The sequence below is a fragment of the Gallicola sp. Sow4_E12 genome (assembly GCF_052116305.1).
Lineage (GTDB): Bacteria > Bacillota > Clostridia > Tissierellales > Peptoniphilaceae > JBQKLI01.
In genome coordinates, this window is the sequence record NZ_JBQKLI010000002.1 from 22003 (window position 1) to 39083 (window position 17081).

16 protein-coding genes are annotated in these 17081 nt (G+C 36.9%); 11 read left to right on the forward strand and 5 right to left on the reverse strand.

Annotation, left to right across the window (positions count from 1 at the left end; genetic code table 11):
• Positions 1 to 43: 43 nt before the first annotated feature.
• On the forward strand, positions 44 to 1804 hold the full coding sequence (locus ACTQ46_RS01220; RefSeq protein WP_441746852.1) for an ABC transporter substrate-binding protein: 1761 nt from the start codon (positions 44 to 46) through the stop codon (positions 1802 to 1804).
• Positions 1805 to 1866: 62 nt separating this feature from the next.
• Here ACTQ46_RS01220 and ACTQ46_RS01225 read toward each other — a convergent pair whose 3' ends face one another.
• Complete coding sequence (locus ACTQ46_RS01225) at positions 1867 to 3897, reverse strand: cell wall-binding repeat-containing protein (protein ID WP_441746854.1); 2031 nt, start codon at positions 3895 to 3897, stop codon at positions 1867 to 1869.
• Between the two features lie 111 nt (positions 3898 to 4008).
• Here ACTQ46_RS01225 and thrC point away from each other — a divergent pair, with 111 nt between their 5' ends.
• From thrC to ACTQ46_RS01265, 8 genes are all read left to right on the forward strand, one after another.
• A complete protein-coding gene (gene thrC / locus ACTQ46_RS01230) occupies positions 4009 to 5502 on the forward strand; it encodes a threonine synthase (protein ID WP_441746855.1) in 1494 nt (497 codons plus the stop codon).
• A complete protein-coding gene (thrB, locus tag ACTQ46_RS01235; RefSeq protein ID WP_441746857.1) occupies positions 5495 to 6379 on the forward strand; it encodes a homoserine kinase in 885 nt (294 codons plus the stop codon). The genes thrC and thrB overlap by 8 nt, the downstream gene beginning before the upstream one ends.
• Before the next feature lie 45 nt (positions 6380 to 6424).
• Positions 6425 to 6574, forward strand: a complete 150-nt coding sequence (scfA, locus tag ACTQ46_RS01240) for a six-cysteine ranthipeptide SCIFF (protein ID WP_441746859.1) — start codon at positions 6425 to 6427, stop codon at positions 6572 to 6574.
• Positions 6575 to 6638: 64 nt separating this feature from the next.
• Positions 6639 to 8006, forward strand: a complete 1368-nt coding sequence (scfB, locus tag ACTQ46_RS01245; RefSeq protein WP_441746861.1) for a thioether cross-link-forming SCIFF peptide maturase — start codon at positions 6639 to 6641, stop codon at positions 8004 to 8006.
• Positions 7999 to 9354, forward strand: coding sequence for an aminotransferase class I/II-fold pyridoxal phosphate-dependent enzyme (locus tag ACTQ46_RS01250; RefSeq protein WP_441746863.1), 1356 nt, complete (start codon positions 7999 to 8001; stop codon positions 9352 to 9354). Before scfB ends, ACTQ46_RS01250 begins: the two co-directional genes overlap by 8 nt.
• 50 nt (positions 9355 to 9404) lie before the next feature.
• Positions 9405 to 9767 carry a GntR family transcriptional regulator gene (locus ACTQ46_RS01255; protein WP_441746865.1) on the forward strand — a complete coding sequence of 121 codons (363 nt, stop codon included), beginning with the start codon at positions 9405 to 9407 and terminating at the stop codon, positions 9765 to 9767.
• Complete coding sequence (locus ACTQ46_RS01260) at positions 9760 to 10470, forward strand: ABC transporter ATP-binding protein (protein WP_441746867.1); 711 nt, start codon at positions 9760 to 9762, stop codon at positions 10468 to 10470. The genes ACTQ46_RS01255 and ACTQ46_RS01260 overlap by 8 nt, the downstream gene beginning before the upstream one ends.
• Positions 10463 to 11290, forward strand: a complete 828-nt coding sequence (locus tag ACTQ46_RS01265; RefSeq protein ID WP_441746869.1) for a hypothetical protein — start codon at positions 10463 to 10465, stop codon at positions 11288 to 11290. Before ACTQ46_RS01260 ends, ACTQ46_RS01265 begins: the two co-directional genes overlap by 8 nt.
• Positions 11291 to 11323: 33 nt before the next feature.
• Here the strand turns inward: ACTQ46_RS01265 and ACTQ46_RS01270 are convergent, their stop codons facing one another.
• On the reverse strand, positions 11324 to 11905 hold the full coding sequence (locus tag ACTQ46_RS01270; protein ID WP_441746871.1) for a DUF937 domain-containing protein: 582 nt from the start codon (positions 11903 to 11905) through the stop codon (positions 11324 to 11326).
• Positions 11906 to 12026: 121 nt separating this feature from the next.
• On the opposite strand from ACTQ46_RS01270, the gene ACTQ46_RS01275 reads away from it, so the two are divergent.
• Together ACTQ46_RS01275 and wecB are read left to right on the forward strand one after the other, a co-directional pair.
• Positions 12027 to 13130, forward strand: a complete 1104-nt coding sequence (locus ACTQ46_RS01275) for a glycosyltransferase family 1 protein (RefSeq protein WP_441746873.1) — start codon at positions 12027 to 12029, stop codon at positions 13128 to 13130.
• A gap of 2 nt (positions 13131 to 13132) precedes the next feature.
• On the forward strand, positions 13133 to 14197 hold the full coding sequence (gene wecB / locus ACTQ46_RS01280; protein WP_441746874.1) for a non-hydrolyzing UDP-N-acetylglucosamine 2-epimerase: 1065 nt from the start codon (positions 13133 to 13135) through the stop codon (positions 14195 to 14197).
• A gap of 77 nt (positions 14198 to 14274) precedes the next feature.
• Here wecB and ACTQ46_RS01285 read toward each other — a convergent pair whose 3' ends face one another.
• From ACTQ46_RS01285 to ACTQ46_RS01295, 3 genes are read right to left on the reverse strand one after another with little or no spacing between them, the layout of a single operon-like run.
• On the reverse strand, positions 14275 to 15606 hold the full coding sequence (locus tag ACTQ46_RS01285; protein ID WP_441746876.1) for a hypothetical protein: 1332 nt from the start codon (positions 15604 to 15606) through the stop codon (positions 14275 to 14277).
• Positions 15606 to 16481, reverse strand: coding sequence for an ATP-binding cassette domain-containing protein (locus tag ACTQ46_RS01290; RefSeq protein WP_441746878.1), 876 nt, complete (start codon positions 16479 to 16481; stop codon positions 15606 to 15608). Before ACTQ46_RS01290 ends, ACTQ46_RS01285 begins: the two co-directional genes overlap by 1 nt.
• Before the next feature lie 10 nt (positions 16482 to 16491).
• Positions 16492 to 16860: a GntR family transcriptional regulator gene (locus ACTQ46_RS01295; RefSeq protein WP_441746880.1), complete on the reverse strand. Its 369-nt coding sequence runs from the start codon at positions 16858 to 16860 to the stop codon at positions 16492 to 16494.
• Positions 16861 to 17081: the final 221 nt, after the last annotated feature.

The window sequence follows — 17081 nt, forward strand, 5'->3', positions numbered from 1 at the left end:
TTTTTTGCCATAATAGAGATATTGAAATGAACAGGAGGCTCCCATGAAACGAAAAAAAATTATCTTTTTCACACTTTTGATAAGTGTTTTTCTTTCTTCCTGCGCGAAGGATTCCACCTCATCGACTGCAGAGATAAAAGAAGCGCTATTCAATACTGAAAAAGGAGTATTAGTCGCCAAAGCTGCAAAGCAGAAAGAAATCGGCGATACAATTAAATATGGTCTAGTAGGTTATCCTGCCAATATGAATCCTTTCTATTCCGAGTCCGATTCTTCCAACCGGATTATAGAACTGCTTTATGAGCCATTGTTTTATTTGAACGATCAAAATTTAAACTATACTACCGAAACGAATCTTTTAAACAGCCTGGAAATCGAAGAAGATCATAAAGTCTTTAAACTAACCCTTAAAGAGAATGCCCTTTGGCATGATGGAACTCCAGTTACAAGCGACGATATCATCTATTCGATTAATTATACGATAGAGCATCGGGATACAAAGCATAAAGATCTCTTTAGAATAGACGGGGAGCCGGTTTCCGTTGAAAAAAACGGCGAAAAAGCTGTGACGATTACATTGCCAAGAACTTCTATGTCTTTTCTCTATAATCTTGCAGATCTCACAATCGTACCCTCTCATATTTACTCAAAGTACGAAAACACTTTCTTTTCGGTAAAGAATAAAGATTCCTTTATCGGCAATGGACCCTTTGCCTTTGAAAATATTTATTACGATACAACTTCTTTTACAGATTATTTTAAATTTAATAAGTTTGATGGATATTTCGGCGAAGAACCAAAATTCTCCCATCTTGAAGCAAAAGTAGCAGTCCACGGAACTACTCCAAGGTATGAAATGCTCGATTATAATGTGCAGGTAGGTTATATAAATTCCAGCGATGCAAATGCTTTATCTGCGGTGGATTATAATATTTACGAATTCCCTCAAGGAGAAGTCGTTAATCTTCTATATAAAGAAGCCGGTCTTTTTGGAAAGCATCCGGAGATAAAAGACGCTTTTCTTCAAGCAATGAATGTGGATAGTATCAAAGGGAATTTTGGAAGCTCCCTTCATGTAACTCCTGCTAATTCGATTTTCAGCGAAGACAATCCTTATCGTCTGAACGATTCGCCCTTTGCTGACAATAACACTCAGGAAGCTAGAAATACACTGCTTCGATTTTCTTTAGACCATCCAGAAGAAGTCATCAAATTCGGATTTATTTTAGATCCAGGGGAGCCGCAGGAACGAGTTGCTGTTGCCCTTCAGGAAAGTTTTAAAGCGATGGGTGTTGACCTGCAGCTTGTACCGCTTTATAGAGATGAATTTGAAGCCAAGTTATACGATCCATCAAACAATGAGTTTGATGTCTGCTTGTACAGCTATCCTTCAAACCCGAATCCAGACAGCTATAAATCCTATTTCCAAACAGATTCGCCCTATAATTTAACCGGTTACAGCAATCCGGATCTAGATGCATTATGGGAAAAAGCAGATGCTCAAACGGATCCGGTTCAAAGAAAAGTCCTCTATGACGAAATTCAAAGGATAATATTAAGGGATAAACCTGTTTACCCTCTGCTTTATATAAAAACAATTATGGCAGTAGACGAGAGAATTACAAATGTGGAACAGGCGGAACCTAAAGCAAGGGGCTATTTCAGATATCCAGAACGTCTTGATAAAGAAGAATTTGAATATACCCAAGAAGATTTAGACGCTTATAATATCACTCCAAACGATCTAGAAAACGCTCCAAATAACGAAACAGTAAATAATAGAGTAACCCCTCTTGAAGATTAAAAAAAAGACATTTGATAGAAGTTTCAAACTCTGTCAAATGTCTTTTTAATTTATACTCGCTTTTAACGATATTTTTGAATTGTGCTGTAGGCGTTCAAGTAGCTTCCTCCGAAATCAAGAGCCGTTATGGCACAGTCCCGAGTACTGCCGTTTTGATGAATAATCATATCTTTGCCCTTCGCATCTTTTCCTAAGAAAAGGGCAACATGGCCTTTCATATAGATCACAGCTCCGGGACCCTTTTTCTGGATCTCAGCTCGCTTTTGCCCTTTTGATTTACCTGCTATAGAAACTCTCCCTTTTAGCGCTGGCGCTTCCTGATGAGATGTATTTCTTGGAAGCTTTATTCCAAATACTTTATGAATATCTTCGATGAAAGAAGAACAGTCATGAGAATTTCTGCTTCCTCCCCATCCATAAGGTTCTCCTTCAAACTTCAGCGCCTGTTCTACCAGCTTATATTCCGTATAAGGAAGATAGCCGGTATGAAGGGCAGCAGTTCTCTTTCCTGCGCTCACTGACAAATTCCCCTTATCATCGGCCTTCGGCAATAACGGCCGGCCTTCTCTTTGAGGAATTTTTGTCCCCATATCCATATTCCACCCGTTCAAATTAATTTTAGGCTCTGTCACTACATAAAAATCTAATTTATTATAGGCTGCTAGTTCATCTTTCGTTGTATAAGCGATATCTTTCTGCATAACCCAGCCCATATAGTTTTCCGTCATAACAAAGCACCATTTGCCGTCGCTGCTCTTATGAAGAACCATCATCATTTCCCATGGATTAACTGCATCCTCTGCAAAATAATCATGATATCCACCCTTAATATTTCCATCTGCCGTAGGCAGTGTTCGGATAAGAGTGCGCTGCAGGGCCACAGCATATCTGGCTGTTGTGTCTTTTATCCTGTTTATAGCTCTATTATTAAGCCACTGGTTCTTTTGTCCTTGGCTATAGCCTCCACCATTTGCTTTCGTTGGATTAGAAGACATTTTAAGACCTTCCACCGCATCCTTAATGTAGGATTTCGAGAACTTATTTGACAGGCTCAATAGATCTCGTACATAAGGACTTTCCTTATCGATAGCCTGATTGTAATCCATAATTTCTTTTCCAGTCATAAGGATATTTCTTCCGTATTGATTATATTTATTCCAATAAGCGGCATCAAGAGGATTTGTAGAATCCCCCTCTAGAAAGATCTCTTCGGATATTGCTTTCTCGCCGCCAATAAGTATTAGTTTTCCTTTATTTTTCTCCAAATAATCTTTTGTCGCTTCCGGAAGACTGTGAGTATCTGTTAAAAGTATATTACCATTCATACGATACGCCAATGTTCCTGATGTAAAAGCATCTACAAAATTGAAGGCATTTACTAAAATCTGGTTTTCCATGCCGGCTCTCTCGGCCAACTGTATCGCCGTTTCATAACGGTTTTTTCCTGCGATTCTTCCAGCTGCCCGCAAAGCGGTGTAAGCCTTCCGGCTTAATGCCTGATCGCCTCCTAACACAGTTTTTTTCGCTTCTATTTCTTCCATAAAAGAGGGTATGTTTTCAGAAACGAATAGCAGGGGTATATTTTCTCCTCTCGCTGCTGCTGAAGCTACCGCATCGACTTCTTTCGCCGCAACAAAAACTTCTTCAGTTTCAGCGCTTTGTGTTATTTCTTTATAAATTTCATAAGAAGTTTCATAGCGATTCTCTCCCGCAAGTCTTATACATTTAAATGCGCTAAGTTTTTCTTCTACAGATTTTGAAATTACCGCTTCTCCGCCAAGTATATATATTTTTTCCACTCCCAGACGATTTAACTCGTCTATAGTCGCTTCCGGGATACGGTCTTTTTCTACTAAAAGAATCGGTGCTTTATGAAGATTTGCTAAAGTCGATCCGGGAAGAGCATCCACATACTTCATGGAGTTTGCGACTACCGCTATCTTAGATTTGTTCTGTATTTTTTTCGAAATTTCTACTGCTGTTTCAATTCTATTTTTTCCGGCTATCCGTTCGTAATCCCTTTGAGCATTCGATTCATTTACGCTCATTAGGCTCGCGAAAAGGAGGAATGCACACAAAAATAATTTCTTCATTCTATTCTCCTTATATTTGAACATTCCAAGTTCCTGCAATATTACTATCTCCTCTACTTGATTAATGATATAATAACTACATAATACCAAAAAAACAAGGAGGAGAGTGACTTGCTTTTCAATAGTACTCGAAACAAAAGAAATCAAGTAAGTTCAAAAAAAGCCATTTTACAAGGCATCTCAGACGAAGGCGGACTGTATGTACCGGAGAGTTTTCCAAACGCAGGTTCTCCATCAAATATGACGGAAATGAAATACAAAGATCTTGCCTACTATATCTGCGGCAAATTTTTGACTGATTTTACACCGGAGGAACTATCTCATTGTGTAAGCTCCGCTTATAACACAGATAATTTTTCCACAGAATTTATAGCACCCCTTCGAAAATTAAACGATCGTTTTATCCTAGAGCTTTTCCACGGCAGAACCAGCGCCTTCAAGGACATGGCTTTATGTATCCTTCCCTTTTTTATAGAAAGCTCGTTACATTCTCAAAAAGACTATACGGATATTCTAATCATCACCGCAACCAGCGGCGATACCGGAAAAGCCGCTTTGGAAGGTTTTAAAAATGTAGAACATACAAAAATTGCTGTTTTTTATCCTGAAAAAGGTGTAAGCGATACCCAAAAACTTCAAATGCAGACACAAGAAGGGGAGAACGTCTTTGTTCTTGGGGTAGAAGGCAATTTTGACGATTGCCAAAGAGCTGTAAAAACCACCTTTGCAGATGAAGAATTCAGCCAGCTTTTGAAGTCCAACAATACACGTCTAAGTTCGGCGAATTCTATTAATATCGGAAGGCTGATTCCTCAGATTGTTTATTATTACAACGCCTACATCACTATGCTTAAATTTGGCGAAATATCTGAAAACGAAAAAATCAATATTGTAGTGCCGACAGGCAATTTTGGAAATATTCTAGCAGCCTATTACGCTATGCAGATGGGCCTTCCTGTAAACAATTTAATCTGCGCTTCTAACGATAACAATGTACTGACAGATTTTATAAACACTGGTGTTTACGACAGCAATAGAGAATTGGTAGCCACCCCTTCCCCATCCATGGATATTCTTGTCTCCTCAAATCTAGAAAGATTCTTATACCATATAAGCGGCAATGATGATGAGTTGATTTCTGCTCTAATGGGCGAACTCCGAGATAAGGGAAAATATAGAATACCAGAAGATCTAAAGGATAAAATGCCGTTCCTTAAGGCTTATTACGCGACTGAAGAAGAAGCATCCAACAAGATTCTATACAGCTTGATCAACGATCAGTACTTGATGGATACCCATACAGCAGTGGCTAATGTCTGCTACGATAAATATCGTATGGAAACACAAGATAATACAAAGACAATTATCGCTTCTACTGCTTCCCCTTATAAATTTTCCGATTCTATGCTAAAAGCACTTAAAATAGAAACAGAAAATATGACTGAACAAGAAAAAATCGAAAAACTAAGCGAATTGACTTCAGTGGATATCCCTAAAAATCTAATGAATTTAGACAGCAAAGAAAAGCGCTTTACCACTTACGTCCCGAAAGAGGAAATATTCACTTATTTAAACGAGTTTGTAAAAGGTGATCATGATGCTTAAGATCAAAGTACCTGCTTCTACAGCTAATATGGGACCGGGCTTTGATGTACTTGCATTATCTTTCAAACTTTATAATGAATTTATATTCGAAGACAGCAACGAACTTATTATCAACACACCAAACAAAAGATATAATAATAAGAACAATCTCGTCTATCGTACTCTAGTGCAGGTTTTAGAAGAAAAAGGAATCGAAGCCCCGGCCTTAAAATTGACTATGACAAATGAAATCCCCATATCAAGAGGTTTAGGGTCTTCTGCAACTTGCATATTGGCCGGCGTTATCGCAGCAAACCGATATTTGAAAAAGAAAATGACAACAGAAGAGATCTATTTGAAAGCCGTAGCTATTGAAGGACACTGCGACAATATATCCAGCCAGTTTTTTGGCGGGCTTACATTATCTATGCGGGAAGAGGATAGAATCTTCTATCGCAAAGCCAATATCCCCTCAGGACTTCTTTGTACGGCATTAATCCCGGATTTTACACTTTCTACCAAAAAGGCAAGAGCTGTGCTTCTTGAGACAGTTTCATTAACCGATGCGACCTATAATCTATCCCATGCGATGCTTTTTGTAGAAAGCTTAAAAAACGGTCAATTCAAAGATCTTAAATATTTTCTTAAAGATAAGCTTCACGAACCTTATAGATCAAGCCTTATACCAAATTTCGACCGTATTATACAAAAAGCTTATGATCTAGGTGCTTACGGTGCCTTTCTAAGCGGTGCTGGCCCTACTATTATGATTCTCCGCAAAAACGAGGAGAACAGCTTTAAGAAAAATATACAAAACTATTTACACACTCTTGAAGATCAGTGGAAAGCCGTTGATCTTTCTATCGATAATGAAGGGACAATTATTTCCCAGGATTAGTATTTATGTTATAATAAAATGAATTCAAGGAAAGGAGTACATATTATGAAAAAACATATTTTAACTCTTACCGGCAGCACATTAAAAGATTCTGCTTGCACAGGCGGTTGCGGAGAATGCCAAACTTCTTGCCAATCAGCTTGTAAAACTTCTTGTACTGTAGCAAATCAAGAATGCGAAAACGAATCTAGATAACCGGAACAGAAAAAAGGATTGAGATGCTCAATCCTTTTTTAAATTACAAATTAAGGAGAAATAGATGATCCATAAGTATAAAATGAATAATTACAATATCGTCCTCGATGTAAATGGCGGGGCGATCCACGTGGTAGATGATATCACCTATAATATATTAGACCTTTATAAAGAAAAAACTCTTGAGGAAATAAAAGAAGTTTTTCATGAATATCCTGCTGAAAAAATCGAAGAAGCCTATAGGGAAATCCAAGAGATGGAAAATGAAAACCTCCTGTATTCCTCTGCAGACTATATGGACTCGGAAGATTTCAAAAAAAGAAATCCTGTTTTAAAAGCAATGTGTCTTCATGTAGTACACGACTGCAATTTAAAATGCGAGTACTGCTTTGCTTCCCAAGGAGATTTCGGAGGATATAAAGCCTATATGACTGAAGAAGTGGGTAAAAAAGCTATCGACTATTTGATTTCTGAATCTGGAAACAGAAAAAATCTGGAAGTAGACTTCTTTGGCGGCGAGCCGCTTATGGATTTTGAACTGGTTAAAACTTTAGTAGAGTACGGCAATGAGAAAGCTCTGGAACACAACAAGCAGTTTCGTTTTACCATTACTACAAACGGCGTATTATTAGATGACGAAAAAATCGACTATATCAACAAACATATGCATAATGTGGTCCTAAGCCTGGATGGGCGTAAAGAAATAAACGACTCTATGAGAAAAACGGTCAACGATAAAGGCAGTTACGACCTGATCGTACCGAAATTCCAGAAGCTTGTAGAAGGCAGAAAGAACAAATACTACTATGTCCGCGGAACTTTCACAAAGAAAAATTTAGACTTCTCGGAAGATGTCAAGCATTTCAAAGATTTAGGATTCGATCTTGCATCTATCGAGCCTGTAGTAGATTCTGAATACGACGATTATGCCATCACCGAAGAAGATCTAGAAGCAATTAAAAAGGAATACGAAAAACTGGCTATCGAATATGCAAAAGACCAAGTCAAAGGCGATCCTTTCAAATTCTTCCATTTTATGGTTGATCTATCACAAGGCCCTTGTATTATTAAGAGAGTTCAAGGCTGCGGTGCAGGATGCGAGTATGTAGCAGTTACTCCTGAAGGAGATATCTACCCCTGCCATCAGTTTGTCGGCAATGAAGATTTCAAACTAGGAAATCTCTTAGAAGAAACTATTGAATTTCCTGAAGAAATTACAAAGGGATTCTTAAACTCCCATGTATTTTCAAAACCTTCCTGCGAAAACTGCTGGGCGAAATTTTACTGTTCCGGCGGCTGTCATGCAAATGCTTATAATTTCAATAAGGATCTGCAAAAACCCTATGAATTAGGATGCGAACTCCAGCGAAAAAGAACAGAATGCGCGATTATGGTTGAAGTCAGCAAAATGATGGAACAGGCAAATGGATAACCCCCTCCGTTCCCCTATCCTTAAGGGGTTAGAGGAATATCAAAACAAATCCAAACTTCGCTTTCATATGCCAGGACATAAAGGAACACTCCCAGAAGAATTTAATGCCTTAGCTGAGAATCTTTATTCTTTCGATGTTACGGAGCTTGATGATACAGATGATCTGTACTATCCTGTCTCCTTTTTGGCTGAAAGTTTGAACGATCTGAAAAAGGACCGGAAATCAAAAGAAAGTTTTTATCTTGTAAATGGTTCCACCGTCGGCATCTTATCCTCTGTAATGGGACTTTTAGATCCGGGGGATAAAATACTGATCGAATCAGGATGTCATAAGTCCGTCCATAATGCGGTGAAACTCGGCAGATTAAAGAAAGTTGTATTAGAACAGCCTTCTCATAAAAAAGGTTTCCCCCTTCCCGCTTCTGAAGAAAAGATCTTCGAAATTTTGGAAGAGGATAAAGATATAAAAATGGTTTTTCTTACCAGACCTAATTATTACGGCTATGCTTCAGACATCGAAAAACTAGCTGCCTACTGCAGCGAAAGAGGAATCTATACAATAATTGACGAAGCCCATGGCTCCCATTTCGTCTACAGCAGCCTCTTTCCAAAGTCTGCTGTAGAATCAGGCTGTTCTATCAGTATTAATAGTTTCCATAAAACAATGCCTTCCTTTACACAAACAGCTGTATTAAATATAGGCAGTTTAAACGAAGAGGATATCCAACGAGTAAGAAGCATGCTCCTTATGCTTCAAACCTCTTCTCCCTCTTTCCTTTTTATCGCATCCCTGGATTTATCCTTTCGTTATATGCAGAAATACAAGGAAAAATTCCTATCCTTGAAGAAAATGATTGACTTATTCCTAAGAAAACTTGAGAATAATATCCATATATCAGCAGAAATGGATTCAGAAAAAGATTTTACTAGAATACTTCTTTATCCTAAAGGAAATGTTATCGATATGCTTTCTTATTTAGAAAAAAATGGAATCTATGCAGAAATGCACGATGAAAATACCATTGTATTGATTTCCACGATACTCGACGAGGAAAGAGATTTTAACTGCCTTTATAGTACAATAGAAAATTACAAAAGATCTCCTTGCCGAAGTACTACGAAAAATAAGATCCATGACGATATCGGTCTTCCTTTTTTAGACTGTGAAGGCAAAGAATTGCTAGAAGATATCTATATCTATCCTCCCGGCAGTTTGTATTTAGAAAAAGGAACGATCCTCGAAAAGAAACATCTGATCGAATTGACAAAGTTTAGAAAACAAAAAATTCGATTGCATAAAAGTGTTTCAAAAAATGACGACCTGCTTTATGTAAATATTGACAAGTAAACGTCTCCAGTGTACTATATATCTAATACAATGCGGAGGGAGGGATACTTTTGTATTTTAACGATCATCAACCTATATATATACAGATTATGGATTTAATAAAGTTTCGGATTATCCGCGGGGAACTGAAACCTGGCGATAAATTACCGGCAGTTCGGGAAATCGCAGGAGATTTAAAAGTAAATCCCAACACAGTTCAAAGGAGTTATAGCGATTTAGAAAGAGAAGGCATTTTATTATCACAAAGAGGTGTAGGGTCTTTTGTCGTAGATAACAAAGAATTGTTTGACCGTTTAAAGGAAGAAATGGCCAAAGATATTGTTCAATCTTTTGTCGAGGATATGAATAATCTAGGGTTTCCTCGAGATAAGAGTATTACCTTAATCAAAGAAAGTTGGGTGAATAATGATTAATACAGTAGAAATTCAAAATCTTAAGAAAAAATATGGAAGGAAAGCAGCAGTCGATTTGGAACTTCTGACCTTAGAAGAAGGGACTGTAAACGGGTTATTCGGTCCCAACGGTTCCGGCAAAACCACATTGATAAAAATTCTTTCCGGCATGATTCTCCGCTATAAAGGGGATGTTTATATTCAGGGAGAAAAACCAGGCGTGAAAACAAAATCCTTCGTTTCCTATCTGCCTGACCGTAACTTTTTAGGCAATCAAAACAATATTAAAGAATCTTTAAAGCTCTTTAATCATTTTTACAAAGATTTTAGTATGGAAAAAGCGAAAAAATTGCTGGAAAATATGCAGCTTGAAGAGAAGATGAAAATTTCCTCTCTATCGAAAGGTATGGAAGAGAAACTGAACTTAGCCCTTGTCCTTTCTAGAGACGCTAAACTCTTTTTGCTGGACGAGCCTATTGCAGGTGTCGACCCTGTAGCGAGAGAGCAGATCCTGTCTGCTGTAATCTCAAATATCGATCCTGAAAGCACTATGCTTGTAACAACCCATATTATTAAAGAAATGGAAGGCATCTTTGATCGTGCCCTCTTTATTAACGAAGGAAAAATTGTACTCGACGGGAACGCTGAAGACCTTCGTATCGAACGAAAGGCCTCTCTGGATGAAATCTACCGCAGGGAATTTGGAGGTGAGGAGATTGAGTAAATTCTTACAAGTAGAATTCGGAAGAACTGCAAAACTTTTTTTAGGTTTGATTCTTTCTATCATTGTAGTTAATTTGCTGATGTATCCGACTATTGCAGGTTTATCAGAATCTAATACCCTCTTGCAGGGACTTGCTATGTCTTTCCTTGTGGTATTGATGTTTGTACTGAACTTATTATTTCTTTTTATGATCATCTCTTATTTTAGGCGTGATTTATACCATGACTCGAGATACTTAACTTTCAGCCTTCCTGTAAGCAGCAAAGGATACTTGGGCGCGAAACTTATAAACTCCGTCTTTTGGATTATAATGCTGTTAATTGGAACATTAGCCCTTAATTATGCAGCGATGACTTACACCTTTGGAGCAGCAGAAATAAATACCTTTTTCGATTATCTCAGCAACAATATTATCTCATCGCCGATTATCGTCGTCTTATTTATTCTCTACTCTCTGATATCCTTAGTTTTTACCTTAGTGCTGATGTATTTTTGTATCATATTGAGCAAAACGCTGTTTCGCTCTAATCGATTAGGATATTTCTGGATATTGTTCTATATACTGCTTTCTTCTCTTTTAGAATACGGAATATCTTATATCAGCAGAACGATTCCACTCTTTGTTATGGCGAATAATGCTGAATTCCGCTGGATAACAATGACAGAAGAATTGGCTGTAAACGGCGGAATGTTAAACGATCCCAACTCCCTTACGCTATTTACAGGTATCAGTCTCGTTTCTTTATTCCTTTATACAGCAACAACGATTCTGCTATTTGTTCTCAGTGCCAAACTTTTAGAAAAAAAAGTAGATCTATAAAAAAACTCCTTTTCCGCGGAAAAGGAGTTTTTTTTATCTTAAAAATTTACCTAATATATCCATCAAACCATCCTGCAAAGAATGCTCTTTATCGTCTTCTATATATTCCTTAGCAGTAGAGCTGGCTGTGCCGATCTCCGGATCTCTCTGCATTTCTTTTAATTCTTCCCTCAGCTGATCATCGTAGGAAACACCCTTGTCTTCTTTTTCTTTCTGAAGCATTTCAATAATAGTCGGTGTGATTTTATCCAATACTGCATCTACTTCTTCTTGAGACACATTGGACTTTTCAGCAATGTTCTTAGTCACAGATTCTTTTTCTCTGCCGAGGATTTTGTCTAAAATATCCTTTCCTTCTTGAGGATTCGCCTCTTCTATCGTTTTTGTCATATCATTTGGATCTAGTTTTCTGTTTTGTGTTGCAATGTCTTCCAGCTCTTTCTGTTTTTTCTCATCTTCTCTTACAGCCTTGTGAACAGCCCATAAAATAGCCGGTATAGCAACCATTGCTAATTTTTTCTTGGATTCTTCATCAAATCCCTGAGGATTTCTTCTGTTCTTCATTCCGCCAGGATTCATATTTAAACCATCTTTTAACATATCAAATAAAGCCATAATTCTCCTCCTATAATTCTTGTTTTCTACACTTTATATACCCTTTATTTTTATCAAGACCCAAATACTTGGAATATTTAATTATGGTATAATAAACTCAAACCTTTACAAGGAGTATATTATGAATAATATAATTTTTCATGTCCCTTATTTTGTGGACAAAAACAGAAAATCCGGCTCCCATATACGTCCCTTCAAAATGCTCGATGGCTTTCGTAATATCGGCTATAACGTGGACGTAGTCATGGGTTATGGTAAAGAAAGAAAGAAATCTATCGACAATATCAAGGAACAAATAAAGCAAGGAAAAAAATATGATTTCTGTTATAGCGAAAGCTCCACAATGCCTACCCTATTAACAGAATCTCATCATCTGCCTACCTATCCCAAATTAGATTTCTCTTTTATGGGTTTTTTAAAGAAAAACAATATTCCTATCGGATTATTTTATAGAGACTGTTATTGGCTGTTTAACGAAAATCGAAAAGAACTCTCTACCTTTAAAAGGAAAGTCAGCGAGTATTATTATCGATATGATCTGAAAAAATACCCAGAATTAATCGATGTTTTCTATCTGCCTACAACATTAATGATGAACTACCTTCCTATGGAATTCAAAGGACCTATCGCCTCTCTTCCTCCAGGAACACAATACTCGAATTCAGCTGCGGTAAAAATCCCGGACAGCAATGACAAAGAGCTGCGGCTCTTTTACGTTGGAGGACTAGACGAGGTTTATGATATGGAGATGGTGTTCTCCGTTGTTAAAAAACTGCCCTTCTTAAAGCTTACTGTCTGCACCCGCAAAGAAGAATGGGAAAAATCCAAAGATAAATATTCGCCTTACTTAAACGATAGAATCCGCATTATACATAAGTCTGGCTCAGAATTCAAAGAAGATATCGAAAACGCTCATATTTCTCTAATCTATTTTAAACCGGGAGAATATAGGAAATTCGCGATGCCTGTGAAGCTTTTCGAATATATGAGTTATAAAAAACCCATTCTATCTGTAGATATGACTGCAGTAGGAGAATTTGTCTCTGAAAATAAAATAGGCTGGGAAATCCCCTATGATGAGAACAAATTAATCTCATTTTTTGAACATATAAATTTAAACCGTTCTAAGATCGATGAGAAAGTAGAACATATGGATCAGGCTATAAGAGAAAACACCTGGGAAGCGCGCTGCAGACAAGTAGCTGAAGATTTAACAAGGAGATAAAAATGAAAATATTGACTATCGTCGGCGCTAGACCGCAATTTGTAAAAGAAGCAATCCTTCAGTCCGAAATAAAAAAACAAGATGAAATGGAAGAAATCGTCGTTCACACAGGACAGCATTATGATGAAAACATGTCTGGAATTTTCTTCGATATCCTTGGAATGGATACGCCAGATTATAATTTAGGAATCAATGGAAAAACCCATGGTGCCATGACTGGAGAAATGCTTATCGAGATTGAAAAAATCTTAATGGAAGAAAAGCCGGACGCAGTCCTTCTTTATGGAGATACAGACTCTACCCTTGCAGGCGCCTTGGCAGCTTCGAAATTAAAAATCAAAGTTGCCCATGTAGAAGCAGGTCTTAGACAAGAACCAAAGGATATGCCGGAAGAAACGAACCGAGTACTAACAGACCGTATCTCCTCTTTTCTTTTTGTTCCAAGCGAAACAGGCATATCAAATCTTAAAAAAGAAGGTCTTACAGATAATGTCTACTTCACAGGAGATGTTATGTATGATATCTTCTTAAAAATGGAACCTCATTTTGATGACAGCCTCCTCAAAAAATATAATTTGGAAAAAGAAAACTATATCGTTATGACAATGCATCGGGATTTTAATGTAGACGAACCAAAAAAACTAAAAACAATTCTCGAACAAGTGCAAAAAGTATCGAAAGAAATTCCTGTAGTCTGGCCGATTCACCCAAGAACTGCAAAAAGAATTGAAACCTTCGGTTTCGAATCGCTTCTTGAAGGAATAACTATTCTAGAGCCTATCGATTATCTTAAATTAATGGGTCTTACAAAATACTGCTATAAAACCATAACCGACAGCGGCGGCTATCAAAAAGAGTCCTATTTCGCTAACAAAGAAGCAGTCATTATTATGCCGGATACTTCTTGGAGAGAACTTACCGATGCCGGTATCAACACTTTAGTGGAACCTTCTGAAATCTATGAAGCTGTAAAAAAAGAAAACAATCAAAATTTCCAAAAATTCATTTATGGAAAAGGTGATGCGGCAAAACAAATTGTTGAAATATTAAAAGACAATATACAATAATAAAAAGCACAGATTCTTCTACTAGATTCTGTGCTTTTATATATATTTTTATCTTTCTTGTACTTGCCAACTCTCTATTAAAATCCGATACGAACCTTAAATAAGAATCGGAATATATATCCAAAAAACAATACAGATATAATAAATACAACAGCTGTTAAGATTCCCTCTACGATCCCCGTGGAAATAAATGCTGTAATCGACGCAAAGGTCCATACTGCAAAGATATAATACAATGTATTGATCCACTTAATGGTGAAGAACTTTCCGCTGTCTTCATATTTTGCTTTTTTATATAAACAAGCTCCCGCTATTGCTGCTGCAAGAGAAAGAAGAAGAGCTGCAAAGAGTTGATTTCTGCTTAACACCATCGTACTTGAAGCGATGGGAGATATAATCGGATAGTAGAATCTAGTATCGATATTTTGAATATTTGAAAATATCAATCTCCACAATGTGTCCTGAAGAGGGTATAAGCTGTTGAAGAATAGATATCCTATGGACAGAGGAATCATTCCAGCTACGTGGCCTACAATATTGCCTGTAAAAGATCCTACAAACATCGCAAGAATAAAGCATATTACTCCTTGGAGTCCAGCCTGACTATATCCTTGTATTAAAGAACTGATATCTATACTTCCTTGTGTGGCCATACTGCTTAATACGAACATAATGATCGTATTTAAAATCAGGTAAAATGCAAGCCACACTATACCGAAAACCAATTTCGTCATATACTTTACTTTGCCCTCTAGAGGTATCATTTCTTCAAACATTTTATATTTTGTCATATGCTCCAAACTTGTTAGAAACACTGCATAAATTATCCCTAAGAACGCCATTGCAAAAATTGCCATATTGAAATGATTCTTAGCCAAGTAAATGCTGTTATATTCCAAAGTCTTTTCATAGTAAGAAGCTGCGTCATAAGTATAATTCTCCTGTTGGAAATAAGTATCCTCATCCGGTAAGAAGGATAGACTTCCACCAATATCCATATAGGGGACCGCCTCAGGATAATTTCTAAAGAAATCCCTCGCATTCTCTTTATATTCTTTTAAATTCTCTGATGTAAAGGGCTTCTTTTTTGCTTCATTTTTTAATCTAGTATTATTTTCATTATACCAGTCTAATTCTTTTTGAATTTCTTCTTCTGGAGAATGATTAAAATAGTCTCCCTCTCCATTCGTAAGTTCTGATTGATTCCTTGATAGAGCATTATAATATTGCTGATATCTTTCCGGTTCCTCTTTTGCAATCTCCATCTGCGCTATATTAGAATGAATTTTATCCATAAAATCATCTACCTGAGATTTTGAACCAAATCCATATATCAACGAGGACATTAACAATATAATGGTAAAAATAGCTGCATTCTTTTTCCATAAAAATTTAAAATATTTAACCATTAGATTCCTCCTTTTTTCTGATCCCAGAAGAATAAGTCTTCTGTTTTTAACTTAAGAATATCGTATTGACTCACCTTATCACTATTTAAAAAACCGTTCATCTGCGCTTGATTTCTTGTAGTTAGTATCGTCACGACTCTGCCGATTTTTTGAAGAAGGATCACATCGGATTCTTTGTCGAACTCAATTCCTTCTTCTTCTTTATAAACAATTTGATATTTATAATACTGGTTTAATTTTTGCTCATCTAAAAGTATCCCAGATCTGCCCGTTTCTAAATAGACCGTTTTTGTAGCCATCATCTCTAATTTATCCAAATTATGAGAGGAGACAATTACAACTTTACCAGAATCCGCCATCTCGACTATAAATTCATCAATTTTTTTTCGATTTACTACATCGATTCCATCATAAGGCTCATCGATAAGCATGATTTCTGCTCCAGTACATAGATTTAATATTATCGCCGTTAAGGTAAGCTGTCCTTTTGACAATGTGTTCATGGACTTATCTATCGAGATTCCCAGATCATTGAATTCATCCATAGCCCTTTTTCGATCAAATCCGTCATAAAGAATAGCGAAATATTCTATAACTTTTTTAAGATTCGTAAATTTAAAATAGTCAAAGCGGTCTGGAACTAAAACCATCTTTTCTAAAAGCCCTGGATTATCATATACACTTTTCTCTTCAATAAGAACATCCCCGCTGTCCGGTGTCATCACCGTCATTATATTTTGCAGCAATGTCGTTTTTCCTGATCCATTTCTTCCTATAAGGGCTATCACGTCGGATTTTTCCGCTGCGAAACTAACATGATCAAAAATGGTCTGTTTCCCTATTTTTTTCGATAAATCTTCTATTTCTAAATACATTTCATCCTCCTTAATCCAGCGTGGAAAGTATGTCTTTCATCTGGGTAATTATTTCATTATTCTGAAAACCTAATAATTTTAATTCTTTGAATATGGAAGCAAGCTGTGTTAAATTTTCTTCTACTCTGAGGGCTTTATCCTGTTCATCGTAAGAAATAAAACTGCCTCTTCCTTGAATTTTCACTAGTATCCCTTCTCTTTCCAACTCTTCATATGCCTTCGCCACTGTAGTCGGATTGATCGATAATATCGATGCGAGTTCTCGTATTGACGGCATCTTCTCTCCATCCTGCAGCACTTTTCGAATGAGCATCTCTTTTGTCTGCTTCACAATTTGTTTATAAATCGGTATCTCTGACTGCAAATCAAGTGTATACATGGCCCCTCCTTTCAACTGTAGATGTATGCTTTGTATCATAAATCACCATACAGCTATGGTAAAAAAATATTTGTCGTTGTCCTAAGTGTACCATCACACGCCATACATGTCAAGAGGGGATTAGGGAGGAAAAATAGGGAGTAGAATTTAAGAGGAAGTAATAGGGATTGAGTATTTTTAGCCTACGACTGGCTTCACTACCCTTTCACTCAAATACTCTC